Below are 20682 nucleotides of genomic sequence, written 5' to 3'. Positions count from 1 at the left end.
ATATACTACATATGATATTTATTGAAAAGGAGTAATATTAATGAAAAGCAGAGTGACTGAAATATTTAATATAGAAAAACCGATTATTCAAGGACCTTTGAATTCATTAACAAATCCTAAATTTATTGCCTCTGTGAGTGAAGCAGGGGGCTTAGGAATAATGGGGCCTAATGCTGGTGATGCAAGAGTGACACGTTCGCCAGTTGAAACGACGGAGCGTATGAGAAAAGAAATTAAAAAAATTAAGCAACTCACAAATAAACCTTTTGCCTCAACAATTATGGTAAGTGAAGATCTTACTTACGTTGCATATATCGTTGATATGCTTATTGAAGAAAAGGTACCAGTTGTATTGATCAATGGACTATTAGATGAAGAAATTTTTACTAAGTTAAAAGATAATAATATGAAAATTATATTCCGACCAATTACGCCTACAACTGAAAATGCGAAAGCTGCTGAAGCAATGGGTGCAGATGTATTTGTAGCAACTGGATTTGACGAGGGAGGAACAGTACCAGAACGTGTGATTGGCACTTTTTCCATTGTACCGATGATAGCAGATGTAATTAACATTCCAGTTATTGCTGCTGGAGGCATTGGTGATGTGAGAGGTGTTAGAGCTTCCTTTAGCTTAGGTGCTGAAGGGGTATATGTGGGTAGTGTCCTTATACCTACTTATGAAAACCCAGCTGCTGAAAATGTAAAACAGTACATTGTTGATTCAAAAGCTGAAGATTTAATTCTTTTCAGAACACTTCCAGCTTATTATCGTTCGCTACCAGGTAAATTAGCAAAAGAATTAGAAATCATGGATAAAGAAGGCGCAACCAATGAAGAACTTGGACAACATATGGGTGCTGGAAGAAATATGAGACTTGGTATGGTTGAAGGAGATACAGAAAATGGTTATGTTTCTGTGGGAACGGGTATCAGTCCTATCAAATCTATCCGAAGTGTAAAAGAAGTTATTGATGATTTAATGCAAGATTTTAAACCACACTGATGCGTTCTTTATTATATAAATGAGAAGAGGAGTATTATCATGAATGAAACAATAAACTTATTAAAAAATCATAGTTCGATAAGAAATTTTGAAAATAAAGCGATACCTGAGGAACAAATTAATGAAATATTTGAAGCTGCAAACCAAACTTCTTCTTTCAGTTTGTTGCAAGCTGTAACTATTATTCGCGTGACTGATAAATCCATACGCAAAAAAATAATGAAGCTTAGTGGTAACCAAAGTTATATTGAAGAAGCTTCAGAGTTTTGGATATTTTGTTCAGATTTCAATCGTAATCATAATATAGCGCCCAATGTAGACGTAACATATACAGAATTCTTGCAAATAGGAGCAGTCGACGTTGGATTAATGGCTCAAAACACATTAACTGCAGCTGAATCATTAGGATTAGGCGGCGTTTTTATTGGTGGGATAAGATTAAATATAGAAGAAGTGACAGCTTTACTTGATTTACCAGAATATGTTGTTCCACTCACAGGTTTATGTATTGGTTATCCAGCTGGTGAAAGACCTCAATCAAAACCAAGATTACCTAAAAAAATAGTAATGCATAACAATCATTACAATGATTTCAACATGGAAGACATTGAAGCGTATGATAAAGAAATGAAAAAATATTACGAAAATAGACCTGTAGTAGCACCGTTTACTGTAAAGAAAGTGAAGGGCTGGAGTGAACATATTGAAGAACATTTGGCAAGAAGCATCCAACCTAATATGTTGGAATATTTAAACAAACAAGGATATGTAAAAAAATAACAATTAAAAAGGAGATTTAAATATGAGTAAGCATTTTAGTTGGAAAGAATTTATGGAAGATCTTACGCAAGAAAAAAGTGAATTAAATATAGCACCTACGCAGCCTTCTGAATCACATATGAAAAAAGTTATGAAAAGTCATATAGATTCAATTAATGATAAAAGCAAAAACGGTCCTACATTTGCTAAAGAATTTAAGGGAGAAGACCCTGTGGGCACTCAAACATTTTCTATAGGTGGCAATGACATGATAAATGACTTGAAAGATATGTTCAATGTACCATTCACGCCTCAAAAAGCAGAGTTAATTTCTCCTATAACAACTTCTTTTGGAAATTCTGCTGCTATGGCATTTAAATTATATGTAAATGTAAATGGACAAAATATAGCAATTGATATAATAGACGTATTCCAATTTAATGAAGAAGGAGAAGTTATTGAACAAAAAGCATATTGGGGTAAAGAAAATGTAACATTGCTTGATTAATGTCTTTATATCTTAGGGATTAGATTATTTGAAACACAAAAGAGTGTGCAGAAAGCAACCATTTTCTGTACACTCTTTTTTTGTCGAAACCCTTTATTATTGAGATACATTTTAATTTTGAAACATATAAGAGACTTCCTTTAAAAAGGGAAGTCTCTTAATGTATCTTATGATAAGCAATTATATAAATGTTTCCCCAAAATATAATTGAAGTAGTAAAGTTCATTATATGCTAAGTCGAGTCTGACAAAATGCTTTTCTATAGTAGTTAATAAACAGCAAAACAATTTCCATAAATTAAAATAACCGTTCTCTTGAAGCTTTTCTTAATTATTCATCTTCTATATGTTCTGAACCCCATTTGCAAAGCTCCTGTAAAGCAGGCATTAATGACTTACCTCGTTCTGATAAATAGTATTCTACCTTTGGCGGTACTTGCGGGTATTCGTGGCGGATAATGAGTGAATCAAACTCTAGCTCTTTTAATTGATTACTCAACATTTTGTGAGTAATGCCCTGAAGTGATCTTTTCAGTTCACCATAGCGCATGATATCTTCTGTTAACAACCAAAATAGTATGCGCAATTTCCACTTACCTCCAATGAGCGATAATGTATAATCAAAGCCTTTATTGTTAAGTACTTGTCCATTTGTAGTTTTAGAGTAATCCATATAATACTCTCCTTTTTGATAGTATCTTACTAAAAAGTGCATACTAGTATTTTTGTATCATCATATTATACTAGCAATTAGAAATAAATTGAAGATATGTCCTTTATAACTTATATAAGAGTACACTAATTAATTTTAGATGTAATCTTAAGACATATTGAAATAAAAGAGGAGAATATATAATGGCGATTAAACCTATTGATATAACTAAAGCTTACCGTTTATTACAAGTAGGTCCAACAACAATGCTTTCTGCCAAGCACGATAATGTTGAAAATGTGATGGCAGCAGCTTGGGTTGGCCTTGTTGGAAACTATAAAGTTATGGCATATATTGGCAAACAAGCCTTTACACGTGAACTCATTGAGAAAAGCGGTTATTTTGTAGTGCATATACCAACCGTTAAACAAATGGAAACAGTCTTATATGTTGGTGAACACAGCACTAAGGAAATGGATAATAAACTTGATAATATCCCTATATTTTATCAAGATGACGTTGACCTTCCACTCGTAGAAGGCAGTGCAGGTTGGATCGTATGTAAGGTAATGCCAAATGAGCAAAATGAACAAGATCACGACTTGTTTATGGGAGAGATTGTTGGTGCTTGGAGTGACGATCGTGTCTTTAATAACGGACATTGGATTTTTGACGACGCTCCTGATGAATTACGTACTGTGCACTACGTCGCTGGAGGACAATTCTATGCTATAGGCAAAGGAACAAAATTCAATCACGGTCCTGGAAAAGACTAGAGAATAAATGAAAATAATTTCATATTCATAGTTCACTTGCAAATAGAATAGATGTTTGTCATTGAGACACATTTTGGTTTTGAAAAGATGATAATTTTACAGATGAAGGAGACGTCTTCTTTTTTAAAATCTAAGTTAGTGACTAAAATATAGTAATTCATACCAAATTTTAAAACGTTCCTTATTAAGAAAATGTTTGCTTTTAATATGTGCTCTAAAAACCGATTAATTAAAAATGTGCGGTAGACCCATATAGAGCAGAAACCGAGAAAACATGCAGCTTTTACCTAAAACTTCTAAAGATATTGAATGATGTAAAATACCTTCTGAAGTTTTGTTAATAGTAGATAAAATATAAACAAATATTAAATCGAAGAATAATTCTGTCATACTGACTTCTTTTTCTCCATTTTCTCATCTCTGATACTGTACTTTCACTTATTCGCTTTCCAACAATTTAAATTTTTCTTTTAACGTTTGAAGGCCTTCATCTATAAGTCTTTTTTGTTCTATTAAATTTTTTTGATGTTCTAAAAATATATCTTTGCGTTTCATTTTGGTAGAACTTCCTTGATGGTATAATTCAGCAATCTCTTTTAATTTCGATACAGGCATATGTGTCTGACGCATACATTTTATAAATTCAACCCAATATAGGTCTTCTACTGAAAAATCTCTATAGCCATTCTTATTTCTCGACACAAATGGAAAGAGGCCTGCTTTGTCATAGTATCGAATGGTATGTTCACTAATGCCTAAATTATCGGCTACTTGTTTTACTTGCATAATTTACCTCCTGGAAAAGGGTGACTTTATAAAGTCACCCTTTTTCGTCTATTTGATAAGTTGAACTAGTAAATCTTCATAGTCATTATGAATAATAGCTTCAAACCCAAATGTTGATGCCATATCACTCTTTAATGACTCCACAGTGTTATAGCCAATGAGTTCAGGATCATCTATTTTTAAACCTATTCCTTTAATATCATTATGGAATAAATTATTTTGATGGGATAGCTCAATTATTTCTTCAGCTAAAGATTTAACGTAATTTTTACTTGGCAAAGATACATGGTTATCATCTACAACACTTTCTTCTGTAATGATTTTTATATCAGTTTCATTTTCTTTAAATATTGCTAAAAAGTAATACATATCAAAATGACCTCCTTATTATTTCAAGCTAATTAACGTGTCGTATAACCGCCATTTGCAAATAATGTTTGTCCGTTTATCCACCAACCATCTAAAGTTAAGAAAGTAATAATCGGTGCGATGTCTTCTATATTTGTAAGTTGATTGTGAAGTGCTTGAGATTTATGGAATGCCACTGCATCTTCGCCTTCTTGAGGATAGAAGAATGGTGTATCCATTGGTCCAGGAGCCACTGCATTAACTGAAATACCTCTATCCATAAACTCTGATGATGCTGCACGTGTATAATGCTCAACTGGAGCTTTTCCTCCAGCGTAAGTTGAATAAAATCCTGTATACGCAGCAAGTAATGCAGTGGCTAGAGTGATAATCTTGCCATTATCATTCATAGACTTCTCAGCATATTTAATAAAGAAATATGCTGACTTTGCATTGATATCTGCCATACTATCAAATTCTTCTTCAGTCGTTTCTGAAATAGGTTTTTTAAGTACTTTTCCTACTGTATTTATTGCGATATCAACTTTTCCAAACGTCTCTTCAGCATGTTGAAATAAAGCTTGGACATTACTAACTTTAGTTAAATCACCAGAAAATAATGTGCCTTGTCCACCTAGTTCTTCAACTTTTGAAAGTGTAGCTTTAGCATCATCTAAAGATTTTTCATTATGATGATGGATTACTATTTTAGCTCCATCTTTAGCGTAAGTAGTACTTAATAAGCCGCCAAGGTTTTTAGCACCACCAGCAATAACTACAACTTTGTCTCGTAAACTATTAAATTTACCCATATTATATAACCTCCTTTGAATATATTGCAATCATAAACCTTAGACCGCGATATCAAGCAAGTATTTATCTGATGTTTTTTGGTAGAGGAGATTTTTATAGTGAAGAAGAATTTAGAAGAAATAAATGGAAAAGTCTCTTTTGATAGCGAAGCAAATGATATCAAGAAACTAATAATGTATCTAGGTTCTGGACTTCTTGTTGCTTTACTTTATCATGGTGTTGGTATGGAGGTTATGGGTGATAATTGGAATCAATACTCTGATGAATTACGTAAAAGGATTGCTACAAAATTCCCTAGGGGAAATTTCAAATATGATGTAATACAAGTATTTTACGATGGTTTCAAACATAAACCAGAAACTACATTCGGCAATGTCAAATCAGATGTTCTTTCATAAATGCTTTAATTTCTTGAACGTCATTTTCTTTATAATGTTTAGGAATATACATCTTACGCCTCCTTTAGCAGCTTAATCATATTCGTTCAGTTATTCTAGAAGTGCTTTGTTATTTGTACTTTTCAACTTTAATCGATTTCTTTGCTTGTTCAGTATATGTTTCTCACTATATCAATTACACATAATAAATACTATTAATCAAAATACTTAAAACCTTCATTATTAAGACACATCAAGAAACAATGAAGGCGCTTCCTTCTTAAAAGGAGCGCCTTTATTGTTTCTTGATAATTACCGATTATATTTGATATATCTAATAACTTAAATTGCTTTATTTGTTTTTCAATATTTACTGAAACAGTGTTTTCTTTTTCTGACTTGCGCATATTCTTATGTTCTTCAATATGTGATGGATGTGAAACCCATCCTTGGAAATCTTCTTTTTGTATCCATTTAAATAAAATAGAATATGAAATTTTAGATTTTGTTTCATTTTTCAAACTTCAGCTTCTATTAAACTATCATATCCTGAAAAAACACCTTTGGCATGGATTACCTTGTTATCTAAAACAGCTCTATCTTCTATATTAGCTGTAAAATTGGCTTGTGCAATGAACATATAACCAATTCTCCTTAAGAATATTCATTAAGCGTAGTAAAAACCAAAGGTTAAAACATATAAAATGGATTAAATTAATATCCTCATTAATAACATTGGATTATTTATTTTCTCCATAATAGCTGCCATTTCTTATTTCATCTAGTATGCCCTCGTACGGTGCTTCATTAATTATATCTTCATTATTTTGTCCTGCATTACCAATATAAGATATTTTAGCAAATTCGGGCACTACCAATTTAGGGTAGGTATCGTATTTTTCACGTGACTCTTTCATAAGTTCAATGTGATCGTTTTGATAAGTAACTGTTATTTCTGGATGTTCTTCGACCCATTTAGGGAAGAAAATCGTCCCATGCATAATACTTTCATTAGGTAAAAAATCTAAAGCAACATCTGTACCCGTTGGTTCAGTCCATGTGATTTTGAAAACGCCATCAGTTAATCTAACGATATTAGCTTCTTGATCTCGCACCCATCTTCCTGCAACCATACCACCATGTATACGGTAATCAATTGTATTGCTATTTTTTACATACATCTCATATTCCCAACCATTATCATAAGTATAAATTAAATGTGTACCTAAAAAATCATTCAATTCATTAAAATTATTAGTCATAAAATTCTCCTCCAGAAATCATGTAATTAATTACATGTTATTTATTGCATTTATATGTTATGCTTATTATGAAAAATTGTCAAGGAGGATACCATGGCTCAAAAAAATATTTTACAGTACATATTACTAGGTCTTTTAAAAAATCAAAGTTTATCTGGATATGATATTAAAAAATCATTTGAAAAGGACATTGGAGAATTTTGGCAAGCAAAGCATAGCCAAATTTACCCCCAACTTAAAACTCTAAATGAACGTGCCTTAATTGATAAAGAAATAATAATAGCAGGAGAAAAATTAGAAAAAAAAGTATACTTTATTACTGATAAAGGGCTCAAAATACTAAATGACTGGATAGTTTCACCAACACCTGAGTTGTCTGTAAGTAAAAATGAATTTCATTTAAAACTATTTTTTATTTCTGATAAAAATGATCCAATCTTACCAGTTATGTTCCAAGAGCAAATACAATTGCATAAATCTAAGTTAATCAATTTAAAAGAACGTCGTACTATATTATTCGGGAACAAATATAATCGAGAAGTGAATTATGGGCATTATCTTGTCCTTGACTATGCGATTCAAAGAGAAGAAAACCATATAGAGTGGTTAAATGATCGCTATCACTATTTTGGATGATAATTTAATAGTTAAAAACAAGTATGGTAAAGTATAAGCTTCTCAAGAAAATAACTTAGCAAAATGGTTTGGTATCCCTTTTGCTAAACTTCGAATAAATGATTTACGTTTATTAAATTAGGAGCGTTAAATGAGCAGAGAATTAGCGTAAGCGAATTAACTGAAGATATATTCAAAATCACATATAATGGACCTTTAAAATTAATGATAAAAGAAATATGAGATAAGTAGGCTTATAGAATTAATATCGTTCGATTTTGATACAAAACTTCTTAAAGTGATAAAAAGAAGTTTTTTTGATTATTTAAATCCATAAACTTGTCTTATAATCAATGTATGATAATTATTAAAAAATATGAGCTTTAGACAGCCTAAACATAACTGCAATTATTGCAGTTATGTCTTTTATTTTGTGTTTTGTCTCTTTGAAAAAATATGCCAATTAATGTTGCAGCTACAATGATTACAAATAGATATACCATATATCATCTTCCTTTTTTATAAAAATATTAATATAAACAGATCTTTTCAACGTTCTCTAAAACATTGAATTTAAGAATATTATTCTCCCAGTTTCATTATTTGTTTAGCCTTATATCTTTATATTAAAATAAAGTGCGATATAATTTAGTATGAAGTTAATACATAGGAGCTGTTCAAGCGATGAAATGGATTTTATTTGATAAAGATGGCACATTAATATATTTTGACGGTAGTTGGATGAAGATTGGCTTACAACTCGTCGACGATTTCATGGAAGCATACAAGGACAATATACATGATATAGATGCAGCATATAAGCATTTAGGTGTCGTAGATGGAGAAATTCAACCTGGCACAATAATGGCTTCAGGCGCTTTGGAAGAAATGGTCAAAGCACTATGTGATATTGCTGGTCAGGACGTTTCTAAGTGGGCACAAAAAAGGAGCCAAACACTTGTTGATAATAGAGTGCCAGAAAATGTTCTGGTAGAAGGTATTTATGAAACGTTGGAGACGCTACAAAACCAAGGCTATAAAATGGGGATAGTAACAAGTGATTCTAAAAAAGGCGTAGAACAATTTTTAGAAGTAACTCAATTTGATCATTTCTTTGATGTAGTCATATCTACGGAAGCTAATGCAGTTGAAAAGCCTAATCCAGAAGTGCTTAATCCCTTGTTTAACAACTACGACGTATCACCACAAGATGTAATCATCGTGGGTGATACCGCCAATGATATACAAACAGGTGTAAATGCTAAGTTAGGCCTTAAGATTGCTGTATTAACGGGCGTAGGATTAGAACAAGAACTTAATAAAGCTGACCATATTGTAGATAACGCGAATGACGTTCTAGGAATATTAAATCAATATGCGTAGTTCACAAATTGTGTCATAATATACGTATCGTATATTATGACTTTTTTCTTTAATATAAACATAGAGGTGATTGTATGATTGATGGAAAATACGCAGATTATAAAGGCGAAACTTATAAAGTAGTTGAAATTGTTGGTAATGAATTGGTGCTAGCAACAGAAGACGAAAAGGCATTGAAACATGGTTTTGAAGCACAAACAGCAAATCAATCAGCGCATACATTATATTTCAAACGTATCCCGAGAGACGATGTTGATGAGCTTTATGCGTTATTTCAAGAAGCGAGATATGAAGGTGCCGTTTTTGATTTATATCAAGATACAGAACAACAACTTTATATTGGGACAGAAGATCAAGACAAAGCGAGTTCATTTGGATTAGATCAAACAGATGAACATTATTATAGTAAATATGTGACAGAAGACGAAATTGAAAAAATAATCTATCGCAGACATATTGAGTAGTACATTGTTATAGCAATGAAAAAGGAGTGAGACATAATAATTGTCCCACTCCATTGTTTTTTATAGCTGTTTTTTCTTCTTGATAATTTTTGTTTAAATGATGGCAGTGATTTGGCCAACTCCTGGCTAGTTAATAAAACGATAGTAAAAGACTACAGGCTGAGACCGTGTCCTAGGCAAGTGAGTATGAAATAAATAGAAAAGTCGAAATTGAATTTAAGAAAAATATGTACAAAAAAATGCCAACAAAGTCAGATGCTTTGTCGACACTTTATTTGTATTAGCGTTGATCTACTTTACGATGTGTCTCAATAATATGACGAATCTTATCAATGACTGGGTTTAATGAGTCTGGATCTTCATGTAAATCATATTCATTAATGTTCACACGTACAACAGGACATGCGTTAAATTCACTTATCCAGTCGTCGTAACGTTTGAATAGTTTTTGCCAATATTCTGGGTCAGTTTCCATTTCCATCTGACGACCACGCTGATTAATGCGATCAATGACTTCATCGTAATCACATTCTAAATAAATCAATACATCTGGTTTAGGGAAATAAGGTGTCATGACCATGGCGTTAAATAATTCAGAATATGTTTCAAAGTCTTCTGGGCTCATTGTACCTTGTTCTTCATGCATTTTAGCGAAAATGTCGACATCTTCGTAAATCGAACGGTCTTGGATGAAACCACCGCCATATTCAAACATGCGCTTTTGTTCTTTAAAACGTTCAGCTAAGAAATAAATTTGTAAGTGGAAACTCCAACGCTCAAAGTCGTTGTAAAACTTATCGAGGTAAGGGTTATGGTCCACGTTTTCAAATGAAGTTCTAAAATTCAGGCGTTCGGCTAAAGCTTTTGTTAATGTTGATTTTCCTACGCCTACAGTACCAGCGATAGTAATCACAGCATCTTGAGGGATACCGTATTTATTCATGCAATTGTCCTCCAATCAGTGGTTTCACTAATTCTAAAATATAATTATAGTCATCATTGTGTTTAACAAAATCAAGGCGTGTCGTGTCGATGCGAATAACGCGTTCTCCGTCAGCTTTTAACGAATTATAATAGGCATTGTAATCACGCTTTAAATTAAGTAGGTAATCATCCTCAATTTGATGTTCAAAACTGCGGTTACGTTGTGCTATACGGTCTTTTAAGGTCTCTAATTCCGCATCTAAAAAGATGATGATATTAGGCATTTCCAAGTCTTCAGTTAAAATATCATAAATTCTTGAGAATTTACTGTATTCGGCACTCGTTAAGGTATTATGTGCGAAAATTTTATTTTTATAAATGTGATAATCACTTACGATACCAGTTTCATTTGAAACAAGATCTTGGAATTGTTTGTAACGATTACATAAAAAGAACATTTCTGTTTGGAAACTCCATTTAGAAATATCTTCATAGAAATCTGATAAAAAGGGATTTTCATTTACAATTTCTTTTTCTTCATAGTAATTGTAAGTTTGACTAAGTTTGTGCGCTAAAGAAGACTTTCCGACACCAATCGGGCCTTCAACAGCAATAAATTGTTTTTTCATATTTACCGCTCCAATGTTAAAATAGACAATAAATATTGTACCATATGTGAGGTGTAAGACACATGACAACTGACCAAGATTTTATGAAAATTGCGATTGAAGAAGCAAAAAAAGCAGGGGATATTGGTGAAGTGCCTATTGGTGCTGTCATTGTTCGAGATAATGAAGTGATTGCAAGAGCACACAATTTGCGAGAATCATCACAAGACCCAACTGCTCACGCCGAGCATCTTGCAATTCAGAAAGCTGCTGCTGTCGTCGGTAGTTGGCGCTTAGAAAATTGCCGACTTTATGTCACGCTAGAACCATGCGTGATGTGTGCTGGAACGATTGTAATGAGCCGTATTCCGTATGTGATTTATGGAGCCAAAGATCCTAAAGGTGGCTGTGCAGGTAGTCTCATGGACCTGTTACAAGAACCAAGATTTAATCATCGTGCAACGGTTCAAACAGGTGTATTAGAAGAAGCATGTAGCCAATTATTAAAAACATTTTTTAAAAATTTAAGAAAAAATAAAAAAATCATACAAACAGCCGATAATACAAATCACTAAAGATTTGGTAGAATATGAGTGTGTTACAAATTTGTGGCAAATGAGAATGGTGTGTAATTAAGATTGTGTTATCGATCATAGAAGGAAACGAGGTAAATTAATGATAAAATTAATTGCAACAGATATGGATGGTACATTATTAAATGCGGCACATGAGATATCAGAAGAGAATATTAAGGCGATTCAATATGCACAATCGCAAGGCATAACAGTAGTTATTGCTACGGGACGTGCTTTTTATGAAGCCAATTCACCTGTAAATCAAACAGATTTGAAAGTACCTTACATCTGTTTAAATGGTGCAGAAGTGAGAGATGAATCTTTTAATATCATGAGTACATCTAAATTGAATCGTGAGTTAATTAATAGAATTACAACTGAGATGGATAAGGAAGATATTTATTATCAAGTTTATACAAACTTAGGTATCTACACTGAAAACCCTCAACGCGATTTAGAAATATATATAGATATTGCAGAACGAGCTGGTCAAAAAGCAGACGTAGAAAAAATTAAAGCTGGTATTCAAAAACGAATTGATAATGGTACTTTAAAAGTTGTAGATAATTATGACAAGATTGAAGATACCCCTGGAGAAATCGTTATGAAAATCCTTGCTTTTGATAGTGATTTAGAAAAAATTGACCGTGCAAGTGAGAAACTAGCACAATCAGAAAGTCTTGCAATTTCTTCTTCTTCAAGAGGCAATATTGAAATTACACACTCAGATGCACAAAAAGGCATCGCGTTAGAAACGATTGCAGAGCGTCTTAATATAGATATGGAAAGTGTTATGGCAATAGGTGATAATATGAATGATATTTCTATGCTAGAGCGTGCTGGTTACTCTGTAGCGATGGATAACGCAACGCCTGAAGTAAAAGCAGTGTCTAAGTATGCTACAGACACAAATGAGCAAAGTGGCGTCGGAAAAGCGATTATGAAATTGCTCAAAGAAAATAATGAAATTTAGTATGAGGAGAAGTGTATTATGAAAGGTTTAATCATTGTAGGGAGTGCGAAATTAGGTTCACATACAACAGCGCTATCCCAATATTTAAAAGGGCATTTTGAAGAACATGATTTTGAAGTTGAAATTTTTGATCTTGCAGAACATCCAATTCACCAACTTGATGTTTCAGGTGCTTCTAGTCCAAGTGAAACATATAAAAATAATTTAAGTACATTACAAGCTAAAGCAAGAGAAGCGGACTTTTTCGTCTTAGGATCTCCGAATTATCATGGTTCATACTCTGGTATTTTAAAAAATGCTTTAGATCACTTAACTATGGATGATTTCAAAATGAAACCTGTAGGCCTTATCGGTAATAGTGGAGGCATCGTAAGTTCAGAACCGCTATCACATTTACGTTTAATTGTACGTACATTATTAGGTATTGCAGTGCCAACACAAATTGCTACGCATGATACAGATTATAAAAAATTAGACGATGGTACATTATATTTAGATAATGAAGAATTCCAATTACGTGCTAGATTATTTGTAGATCAAATCATTTCTTTTGTTAAAAATAGTCCTTATGAACATTTAAAATAAGTTAAATGATTAAATTATACTAAAATAACTGTTAGGTTTCTAAATAGGGCCTAACAGTTATTTTTATGTATGCTATTTTGAGCTTGATGGCTTTAAAATAGAAGTTACGATTGTATGATATTGATCTAAAATCGACTTTATTTTAGGTAGGTCTATATTATGTAAATGAATGCAACGCTCATCATATGCATCTCTAGATTTTTTTAATAGCCCCAACTCAATGAGATTGTTGATTTGTATTGAAATGGGTGTGTTGTGACTATACAACAACCTTTTGAGTTCTACCGCTTCAATACTTTCTTTGTTAATATAAAGTAATTTATCCAATATAATTATTTCAGCAAATGTAAGGTTCAAATTTTGTTTTACTACTTTTTTAATTAATTTTCTCTTTTCTTCGTAAGTTATTATATTCATGTTATCACCACATTAAGTTATTTGTTCTTTGTTGTATTATTTTGAAATTTTTAATACCTTCTATAATAGGTTGTTTATTATTAAATCCATATGGGCTTACACCTTTGATTGCTTGGAAATGATATATATAATCTTTAAGTGAATGGAAGTGATACTGTCTCCATACAAAATCTAAAGTATCACCATTTAATAAAGCACATGTTGAAAAGTGAATTTTTGAAGCAATAATGTAGTTTGATAAGGTACAACACATAAGTGCTGAAAATTCACGCGATAAAAAGCTGTTATTCACAAAAAATTGATGCGCAATATCTTGGCAAATTAATTTTCTTTCACAGTTGTTATTAATATATTGAATAACGTCTCTAATCAATATATGTTTAAAATTCCGTTCAGATTTAGAGCGAGGAGTTGTATTTATAGTATTAAGATAAGTCGCTTTAATTAAATATAATAATTTTCGTTCTATATCTTTAGTGTTTGATTGATTTAACATTGATAAAATGACGTCGTTATAAAGTATTTTTAAATCGGGACTATCTTTATCTATTATATTATGTTCATTTTGAGCATGCTTATTCAAAATTTTATAATAATAGTAATTATTTATAGATAGACATAATAACGTGCCTTCAAAGTTGATATCATTAATACATTCATAGTCATGAATGTAAAATATATCTCCTGTACGATAATGTTGAAAATTGTTGTTTTTTAGTATTGTAATTGCTCCATCAAAAACGAAATAGATATTTAAAAAATGGTTAGTACGTAAACATTTAAAATTGGATGTTTTATTATTATATATCTTTAAATCATAATCCATTATTTATTTCACCACACCAATATACTAAGAAGCATCTCCTCTATAATAATTTTAATACGAAAAGTGTATATCGGACATTAACAAAATTTAACTCTTGATACACATTATTTTAAAATTAATATGCGAGTTTAGATTTTAGAGTAAATAATTTAATAGTAACGCTTAAAATTTTACTTTTTAATAATTAAAAACATAACGTCAAATAGATAATCTAGAAAAATTGAAATTACATTTACTAGAGATATTCAAATTTTGAACAAAAAAAGAGTACTAATAAATATATATTAGTACTCCTATAATAAATAAAGCGTATGAGTTAAATTGTATTTAACTATTTATGGTATTTTAATTTAGCAAAAGCATCGTGTTGGTGAATAGATTCTTCATTGCGACATTCTATTTCAAAACCATCAAGCCACTCAAAACCTACCAAATCTGCAGCGATAAGACGGATAAGGTCTTCTACAAATCTTGGATTTTCATAAGCGTGTTCTGTAACGCTTTTCTCATCGGGACGTTTTAGAATAGGATATAAAATAGAGCTTGCATTAGCTTCCATTGCATCTAAAATGACTTCTTTATAATCACCTATTAAATCAACATCTTTATTTAGAAAAGCTTTTACAGTGATAATACCACGCTGGTTGTGTGCTGAGTACTCGCTAATTTCTTTTGAACAAGGGCAAAGTGTAGTCACCGCAGCTTGGATTGTAATCTCTTTACGGGTTACATCATCTTTATCAATCGCTAAACCATAAGTTACATCGGCATGACCAACAGCTTTGATTTGAGTGACTGGGCTATAACGGTCGAAGAACCATTTAGCTGAGACATCTAAACCAGCACCGTTTTGTTCCATGCTAACTTGTAAACTACGTAATAATTGATAAAGTGCGTCAAAATTTAATTCAATGCCATTATTGTAGTGCTTTTCGACACTTTCTAATATACGGCTCATATTAATGCCTTTTTCGTCTTGATTTAAACTTGTTGAAAAACTAAAGTTTCCAGCAGTTTGGAAACGATCTACAAGTACTGGGTAAACTAAGTTTTTAATACCTACCTCTTCGATTTCAAACAAGAAATCTTTATGTGTACTTTGTAAGTCTTTCATATTTTCTTTTTCAGTTGGTTTCGTACCTTCGATAGGGTCAACAGAACCAAAGTGCTTCCATCTTCCTTCTCTAGTAGATAAGTCAAATTCTGTCATGCTATTGCCTCCACTTAAGATTCAAAGTTATAAGTCCAATAAGGTTCTACTTCTAAGAAACTGTGTGCTTCTCCAGGTACGTCAGGTGTTGCAAGTGACTCTAAGAATGGACCTGTTTGAGATGCATGTGCTTCGAATGTACGTAGTTTAACCTCTTTATAATCACTGATCTCATTTAGAATGTCTGGTGCACCTAATTTTTCATGTGCGTCATTACTAAATGCTACAAGCTGTAAACGTGGTCTTTCAGATGCTGGCATACGACCAACCGTTCTCACGACTGCTTCTGCAGTAGCTTCATGGTCAGGATGAACAGCAAACTGCGGATAGAAAGAAATGATGACAGATGGTTGTAATTCATCAATGAGGGATTTAACCATTGCATCCATTTCATCATGTGGTTCGAACTCTACAGTTTTATCTCGTAAACCCATTTTACGTAAATCAGTTATGCCTATTGCTTCCATTGCTTTTTCTAATTCTTTTTCACGAATATCTGGTAATGTCTCACGTGTAGCAAAAGGTGGATTGCCTAAATTGCGTCCCATTTGTCCGAGTGTCAAACATGCGTACGTGACTGGAACTCCATTATCGATATAGCGTGCTAATGTGCCTGCAGATGAGAATGATTCATCATCTGGATGTGGAAAAATTACTAATACTTGGCTTTCCTCTGCCATGATACGCCCTCCTTATGCTTTGAACGGTTGAGTACTAATTTCTAAAGCAGCAGCTAATTGACCTTCATAGTTAAACCCTGCTAGCAGAAACTCACCATTCTCATTCACTTCATAATGTGTTAATCCTTGGACATAGACCCAACCGCTATCTTTCAATTTAAGACCGACACGGAAAGGATCTTTGTTGCCACCTTTAAGTTGAGCGTGTTCGTAAGTCACTTGAATATTTCTCAAAAAAGTTCCCGCATTAAATACACGTTGGTCAAAGTGAGCAGCATATGCACCATTTGTTGTTTCAACATGTAAGTATACAGGTTTATGCTCATATGAAGAAAGTAATGCTTGTACTTCCTCATTATTTATTTGTTCCAAAATTTTGCCTCCTTGCTTCCAAACCCAACATTACAAAATTCAATTATTTATATTTACTTAACACAATAGATTTCTATGATATAAGTCTATACTTTAGTGTAAACCGACTCGTATACATTTTCTACCAGAAAAGTGAATTTTATATCTAAGAATTGTATTTTATATTTTGATTATCTCTTCATTCTACTAAAAAGCACAGCAGAAATGTATCACTCTGCTCAATTTTTATTAAAAAGTCTCAATTTAATAGTTAAATAGAGGTGGAATCCAATTCCTGTTAAAAAGATATAAAAGAAGTATAATGCATAAGTGTAATAAGATTTATATATAATTTGCATAACAATCAATTTATTATGACTGTAGTTTTAACAATAAAACATAGTATTAACATAGGTGTTAACGGGTATATTCATTTTAGGTAGAGGATATACAAGTGTTTATCGTGTTATTTTACTCGTTTAATATATAAAACTAAGGGTAAATAGCTTAAGTGCAACATTATATAGTAAGTTAAGTCACAACGATGGCTCTATAATTTAATTCAAGAAGGGATGATCATTTTGGAATTACAACTAGCAATTGATTTATTGAATAAAGAGGAAGCGGCAAAACTTGCGAATAAAGTTAAAGATTATGTAGATATCGTAGAAATTGGTACACCAATCGTTATTAATGAAGGTTTACCAGCGGTGCAACATTTAAATGATAATATAGAAGGCGTAAAAGTACTTGCAGACTTAAAAATTATGGATGCTGCAGACTACGAAGTAAGCCAAGCAGTTAAATTTGGTGCAGACGTAATAACAATTTTAGGTGTTGCTGAAGATGCATCAATTAAAGCAGCAGTTGAAGAAGCACATAAAAGTGGTAAAGAGTTGTTAGTAGATATGATTGCAGTACAAGATTTAGAAAAACGTGCTAAAGAATTAGACGATTTAGGTGCAGACTATATCGCTGTGCATACTGGTTATGACTTGCAAGCTGAAGGTCAATCTCCTTTAGAAAGTTTACGTAAAGTTAAATCAGTTATTTCTAATTCTAAAGTAGCTGTTATTGGTGGTATTAAACCAGATACAATTAAAGAAGTTGTAGCAGAAGAACCAGACTTGGTTGTAGTTGGTGGCGGTATTGCTAACGCAGATGATCCAGTTGAAGCTGCTAAACAATGTAGAGATGCGATTGAAGGCAGATAATATGACTGAAATTACAAATTATCGCTTAATATTAGATGAATTAGACCATACACTATCACACGTTAAAGATAGTGAAGCAAAAACGTTTTTAACACAAGTGGTTGAAGCGAATCAAATATTTGTTGCAGGAAAAGGTCGCTCTGGCTTTGTAGCAAATAGTTTTGCAATGCGTTTAAATCAATTAGGCAAATACGCGCATGTTGTGGGTGAGTCTACGACGCCGTCTATTACTGAAAATGATTTGTTTGTTATTATCTCTGGTTCAGGTTCGACAGAGCATTTAAGATTATTAGCAGATAAAGCTAAAGCTGTAGGTGCAGAAGTTGTATTATTATCGACAAACCCAGCTTCAGCGATAGGTGAACTTGCAAATGCAGTTATTGAATTACCGGCAGGGACGAAATATGATGCTGAAGGTTCAGCACAACCCCTAGGTAGCCTATTTGAACAAGCATCACAAGTGTTTTTAGATAGTATTGTTTTAGACTTAATGACTGAGTTAAAAGTTGATGAAGAAGCAATGCAACAAAACCACGCAAATTTGGAATAACCAAATATAAGTGTTAATAAAAGTAAAAAGAGAGAGGAAACTAATTTTAAGTTTCCTCTCTCTTTTTATTTCTGTATATTAAAATTAATCTAAATGAACTCTATTATGATCTTCCATACTATTTTCTTGTGTCATATCTATACATTGTTTACATGTTATAAAAGCGATTATTGCAAGTGAAACGATGATGTTAATAGTTAAAATCTTCTTCATTTTAATCATCCTAACTGTTTAAGTTTTTATATGAATTACAATGCATTAAGGTCGTTTTTGACTAGTTATTATTTTTAAAAAGGCACAATAAATATACGTGATAAAAATTTATTGTATGTTACCTTTTCCCTGATGTTTAATTGTTAATCAAACTCAACTAAAGCGTATGTGCTATAGCTATGCTAAACAGTTGATTGATAACAAAGTATAGAGTATTGAGACTTTGATACTACAATTTATTTTAATATTAAAAATAATAAATTTAAAAAATATAGAAGAAAGTTAATTAGAATCTAAAAACGAATTTTAAAATGGCAACTAATGATTAATAATAAAACAAATAGGGGATACTATAAAAAAATAGTTTAGTTACTTTTAGACTATTTTCACGTAGATCTATGACAATTTGATTTTAATACATTATTAAAGGGGAGATATAATGGAAAAAATCGTTGCTTTTTCAGATTGGCTTTGGGGGTTTCCTTTAGTTACATTATTATTAGTTTCAAGTTTATATTTAACAATAAACTTGAAATTTATTCAGTTTAGACATTTCTTTTATATGATGAAACAGACCTTTGGAAGTGTCAATAAAACGCCTAAGGGTGAGGGTACAATCACACCGAGGCAAGCATTGACCTCTGCGTTATCATCTACGATAGGCGCTGCGAATATTGTTGGTGTACCTACGGCTATTATGATGGGTGGGCCAGGTGCAGTCTTTTGGATGATAGTAATTGCATTCCTAGGCATGGCTTTAAAATTCAGTGAAAACGTACTCGGTGTACATTATCGTGAAAAAAATAAAAAGGGCGAATTTGTTGGTGGACCTACATATTATATGAAGAAAGGTTTTAAAAATAAAAAGTTAGGCGCTATTTTTTCTATCGTCTTTGCTTTTGCCCTGATGCTTGAGCTTATTCCAAGTATTATGGTACAAGGTCATTCGGCTGCAAGGACTGTTCATGATACATTTAATATACATATGGGTGTAACTGGTGTCGTTCTAGCTATTCTTGCAGCATTAGTCGTGTTTGGTGGTATTCAACGTATCGCGTCATTTACTGAGAAGATTGTGCCAATCATGGTAGGTTTATATTGTTTGTTAGGATTTGCTATTGTGGTAATGAATATCACTCAAGTGCCTAATATTATTGCACTTGTTGTTGAACAAGCGTTTAATCCTAGTGCAGCATTAGGCGGCACATTCGGTGCAGCGCTCGCAACTACCATCCGTTGGGGATTTGCGCGAGGCATATATTCTAATGAGGCAGGTCTTGGTACATCACCTATTGCTCATGCAGCTGCTAAAACGGATCATCCTGTACGTCAGGCTTTTTGGAGTGTCAGTGAAATTGTAGTCGATACGCTTGTCGTATGTAGTACGACTGCTTTCGTTGTACTTGTTTCTGGTGTCTGGACAGCAGAAGACGCAAAATCACAATCTGCAGCGCTCACAGCTAGAGCATTTGAAGATGCTTTTGGACAATTTGGCAGTATGATTGTATCGATTTCTATGGTGTTTTTCGTATTTTCAACGGTCATTGTCGTGATTTTTTACGGCTCTAGAATGGCAGAATTCTTATTTGGATTAACAGGTGGTTGGATTATGAAAGTCGTCTACGTATTATCATTAATCGTAGGTGCTTTGGGTGCAGCAACACAACTATGGAATTTGTTAGATTTAGCACTTGCAATTGTGCTTATACCTAACGTTATTGCTGTCCTTATACTTTCACCAAAAGTAAAATCACTAACTATAGATTTCTTTAACAACTATAAATAAGTTGTTCTATTAAAAATAAGGT

At 32.5% G+C, this 20682-nt stretch carries 28 protein-coding genes and 1 pseudogene; 14 read left to right on the top strand and 15 right to left on the bottom strand.

All coding sequences use genetic code 11. The features are described from left to right. Window positions 1-40: 40 nt before the first annotated feature. Genes MHB47_RS11325 through MHB47_RS11315 form a run of 3 tightly spaced genes read left to right on the top strand, consistent with a single transcriptional unit; the run spans window position 41 to window position 2273 of the window. On the top strand, window positions 41-1006 hold the full coding sequence (locus MHB47_RS11325) for an NAD(P)H-dependent flavin oxidoreductase (RefSeq protein ID WP_340756742.1): 966 nt from the start codon (window positions 41-43) through the stop codon (window positions 1004-1006). Window positions 1007-1045: 39 nt separating this feature from the next. Continuing rightward, a complete protein-coding gene (nfsA, locus tag MHB47_RS11320; RefSeq protein ID WP_340756740.1) occupies window positions 1046-1786 on the top strand; it encodes an oxygen-insensitive NADPH nitroreductase in 741 nt (246 codons plus the stop codon). Window positions 1787-1808: 22 nt separating this feature from the next. Next, entirely contained in the window at window positions 1809-2273 is a 465-nt protein-coding gene (locus MHB47_RS11315; protein WP_340756738.1) for a steroid delta-isomerase, read from the top strand. A 330-nt stretch (window positions 2274-2603) separates the two neighbouring features. On the opposite strand, the gene MHB47_RS11310 is transcribed toward MHB47_RS11315, so the two are convergent. Beyond that, window positions 2604-2945 (bottom strand): winged helix-turn-helix transcriptional regulator, encoded by a 342-nt coding sequence (locus MHB47_RS11310; protein ID WP_107517271.1) that lies wholly within the window; start codon window positions 2943-2945, stop codon window positions 2604-2606. 182 nt (window positions 2946-3127) lie between these two features. Between MHB47_RS11310 and MHB47_RS11305 the strand changes: the two genes are divergently transcribed. Continuing rightward, the gene (locus MHB47_RS11305; protein ID WP_340756735.1) at window positions 3128-3700 is read left to right on the top strand and encodes a flavin reductase family protein; all 573 of its coding nucleotides are present in this window, start codon (window positions 3128-3130) and stop codon (window positions 3698-3700) included. Between the two features lie 438 nt (window positions 3701-4138). On the opposite strand, the gene MHB47_RS11300 is transcribed toward MHB47_RS11305, so the two are convergent. From MHB47_RS11300 to MHB47_RS11290, 3 genes are read right to left on the bottom strand one after another with little or no spacing between them, the layout of a single operon-like run. Further along, window positions 4139-4486, bottom strand: a complete 348-nt coding sequence (locus MHB47_RS11300; RefSeq protein ID WP_340756733.1) for a MerR family transcriptional regulator — start codon at window positions 4484-4486, stop codon at window positions 4139-4141. A 48-nt stretch (window positions 4487-4534) separates the two neighbouring features. After that, window positions 4535-4855, bottom strand: a complete 321-nt coding sequence (locus tag MHB47_RS11295; RefSeq protein WP_340756731.1) for a hypothetical protein — start codon at window positions 4853-4855, stop codon at window positions 4535-4537. A 32-nt stretch (window positions 4856-4887) separates the two neighbouring features. Then, the gene (locus tag MHB47_RS11290; RefSeq protein WP_340756729.1) at window positions 4888-5646 is read right to left on the bottom strand and encodes an SDR family oxidoreductase; all 759 of its coding nucleotides are present in this window, start codon (window positions 5644-5646) and stop codon (window positions 4888-4890) included. A gap of 198 nt (window positions 5647-5844) precedes the next feature. Here MHB47_RS11290 and MHB47_RS11285 point away from each other — a divergent pair. Beyond that, a pseudogene (locus MHB47_RS11285) lies at window positions 5845-6039 on the top strand (phosphohydrolase); the annotation flags it as partial. A 200-nt stretch (window positions 6040-6239) separates the two neighbouring features. Here the strand turns inward: MHB47_RS11285 and MHB47_RS11280 are convergent. The 3 genes from MHB47_RS11280 to MHB47_RS11270 form a co-directional block, all read right to left on the bottom strand. Then, a complete protein-coding gene (locus tag MHB47_RS11280) occupies window positions 6240-6545 on the bottom strand; it encodes a hypothetical protein (RefSeq protein ID WP_340756727.1) in 306 nt (101 codons plus the stop codon). Further along, on the bottom strand, window positions 6542-6664 hold the full coding sequence (locus tag MHB47_RS11275; protein WP_340756725.1) for a hypothetical protein: 123 nt from the start codon (window positions 6662-6664) through the stop codon (window positions 6542-6544). The genes MHB47_RS11280 and MHB47_RS11275 overlap by 4 nt, the downstream gene beginning before the upstream one ends. 100 nt (window positions 6665-6764) lie before the next feature. Further along, complete coding sequence (locus MHB47_RS11270; protein WP_445684155.1) at window positions 6765-7286, bottom strand: phenolic acid decarboxylase; 522 nt, start codon at window positions 7284-7286, stop codon at window positions 6765-6767. 93 nt (window positions 7287-7379) lie between these two features. Between MHB47_RS11270 and MHB47_RS11265 the strand changes: the two genes are divergently transcribed. From MHB47_RS11265 to MHB47_RS11255, 3 genes are all read left to right on the top strand, one after another. Then, window positions 7380-7922, top strand: a complete 543-nt coding sequence (locus MHB47_RS11265; protein WP_340756723.1) for a PadR family transcriptional regulator — start codon at window positions 7380-7382, stop codon at window positions 7920-7922. Between the two features lie 663 nt (window positions 7923-8585). Further along, on the top strand, window positions 8586-9284 hold the full coding sequence (locus MHB47_RS11260) for an HAD family hydrolase (RefSeq protein ID WP_340756720.1): 699 nt from the start codon (window positions 8586-8588) through the stop codon (window positions 9282-9284). Window positions 9285-9358: 74 nt separating this feature from the next. Next, window positions 9359-9748 carry a hypothetical protein gene (locus MHB47_RS11255; RefSeq protein ID WP_340756718.1) on the top strand — a complete coding sequence of 130 codons (390 nt, stop codon included), beginning with the start codon at window positions 9359-9361 and terminating at the stop codon, window positions 9746-9748. Between the two features lie 280 nt (window positions 9749-10028). Here MHB47_RS11255 and MHB47_RS11250 read toward each other — a convergent pair whose 3' ends face one another. Together MHB47_RS11250 and MHB47_RS11245 are read right to left on the bottom strand one after the other, a co-directional pair. Then, on the bottom strand, window positions 10029-10691 hold the full coding sequence (locus tag MHB47_RS11250) for a deoxynucleoside kinase (RefSeq protein ID WP_002508471.1): 663 nt from the start codon (window positions 10689-10691) through the stop codon (window positions 10029-10031). Then, window positions 10684-11301 (bottom strand): deoxynucleoside kinase, encoded by a 618-nt coding sequence (locus MHB47_RS11245; protein ID WP_325974517.1) that lies wholly within the window; start codon window positions 11299-11301, stop codon window positions 10684-10686. The genes MHB47_RS11250 and MHB47_RS11245 overlap by 8 nt, the downstream gene beginning before the upstream one ends. A 62-nt stretch (window positions 11302-11363) precedes the next feature. On the opposite strand from MHB47_RS11245, the gene tadA reads away from it, so the two are divergent. From tadA to MHB47_RS11230, 3 genes are all read left to right on the top strand, one after another. After that, a complete protein-coding gene (gene tadA, locus MHB47_RS11240) occupies window positions 11364-11855 on the top strand; it encodes a tRNA adenosine(34) deaminase TadA (protein WP_064783146.1) in 492 nt (163 codons plus the stop codon). Between the two features lie 100 nt (window positions 11856-11955). After that, on the top strand, window positions 11956-12828 hold the full coding sequence (locus tag MHB47_RS11235; RefSeq protein ID WP_107517177.1) for a Cof-type HAD-IIB family hydrolase: 873 nt from the start codon (window positions 11956-11958) through the stop codon (window positions 12826-12828). 18 nt (window positions 12829-12846) lie between these two features. Further along, window positions 12847-13413 carry an NADPH-dependent FMN reductase gene (locus MHB47_RS11230; RefSeq protein ID WP_002508467.1) on the top strand — a complete coding sequence of 189 codons (567 nt, stop codon included), beginning with the start codon at window positions 12847-12849 and terminating at the stop codon, window positions 13411-13413. A gap of 72 nt (window positions 13414-13485) precedes the next feature. On the opposite strand, the gene MHB47_RS11225 is transcribed toward MHB47_RS11230, so the two are convergent. From MHB47_RS11225 to MHB47_RS11205, 5 genes are all read right to left on the bottom strand, one after another. Beyond that, complete coding sequence (locus tag MHB47_RS11225; RefSeq protein WP_002508466.1) at window positions 13486-13830, bottom strand: MarR family transcriptional regulator; 345 nt, start codon at window positions 13828-13830, stop codon at window positions 13486-13488. A gap of 4 nt (window positions 13831-13834) precedes the next feature. Further along, window positions 13835-14656 (bottom strand): transcriptional regulator, encoded by an 822-nt coding sequence (locus tag MHB47_RS11220; protein WP_340756713.1) that lies wholly within the window; start codon window positions 14654-14656, stop codon window positions 13835-13837. Between the two features lie 331 nt (window positions 14657-14987). Beyond that, a complete protein-coding gene (folE2, locus tag MHB47_RS11215) occupies window positions 14988-15866 on the bottom strand; it encodes a GTP cyclohydrolase FolE2 (protein WP_340756712.1) in 879 nt (292 codons plus the stop codon). 14 nt (window positions 15867-15880) lie between these two features. Next, entirely contained in the window at window positions 15881-16546 is a 666-nt protein-coding gene (gene bshB2 / locus MHB47_RS11210; RefSeq protein ID WP_021339566.1) for a bacillithiol biosynthesis deacetylase BshB2, read from the bottom strand. Window positions 16547-16558: 12 nt separating this feature from the next. Beyond that, the gene (locus MHB47_RS11205; protein WP_162492976.1) at window positions 16559-16921 is read right to left on the bottom strand and encodes a YojF family protein; all 363 of its coding nucleotides are present in this window, start codon (window positions 16919-16921) and stop codon (window positions 16559-16561) included. Between the two features lie 557 nt (window positions 16922-17478). Here MHB47_RS11205 and hxlA point away from each other — a divergent pair. Then, complete coding sequence (gene hxlA / locus MHB47_RS11200; protein WP_021339567.1) at window positions 17479-18111, top strand: 3-hexulose-6-phosphate synthase; 633 nt, start codon at window positions 17479-17481, stop codon at window positions 18109-18111. Window position 18112: 1 nt separating this feature from the next. Beyond that, on the top strand, window positions 18113-18661 hold the full coding sequence (hxlB, locus tag MHB47_RS11195; RefSeq protein WP_002508460.1) for a 6-phospho-3-hexuloisomerase: 549 nt from the start codon (window positions 18113-18115) through the stop codon (window positions 18659-18661). A gap of 84 nt (window positions 18662-18745) precedes the next feature. Here hxlB and MHB47_RS11190 read toward each other — a convergent pair whose 3' ends face one another. After that, window positions 18746-18874, bottom strand: coding sequence for a hypothetical protein (locus tag MHB47_RS11190; protein WP_002508459.1), 129 nt, complete (start codon window positions 18872-18874; stop codon window positions 18746-18748). 439 nt (window positions 18875-19313) lie between these two features. On the opposite strand from MHB47_RS11190, the gene MHB47_RS11185 reads away from it, so the two are divergent. Next, the gene (locus MHB47_RS11185; protein ID WP_340756710.1) at window positions 19314-20660 is read left to right on the top strand and encodes an alanine/glycine:cation symporter family protein; all 1347 of its coding nucleotides are present in this window, start codon (window positions 19314-19316) and stop codon (window positions 20658-20660) included. The last annotated feature ends 22 nt before the right edge of the window (window positions 20661-20682 follow it).

This window comes from Staphylococcus sp. FSL K6-3157 (genome assembly GCF_038005145.1).
GTDB classification, from domain to species: domain Bacteria; phylum Bacillota; class Bacilli; order Staphylococcales; family Staphylococcaceae; genus Staphylococcus; species Staphylococcus equorum.
Note: the sequence above shows the minus strand (reverse complement) of the source record. Positions and strands in the feature narration are given on the sequence as shown.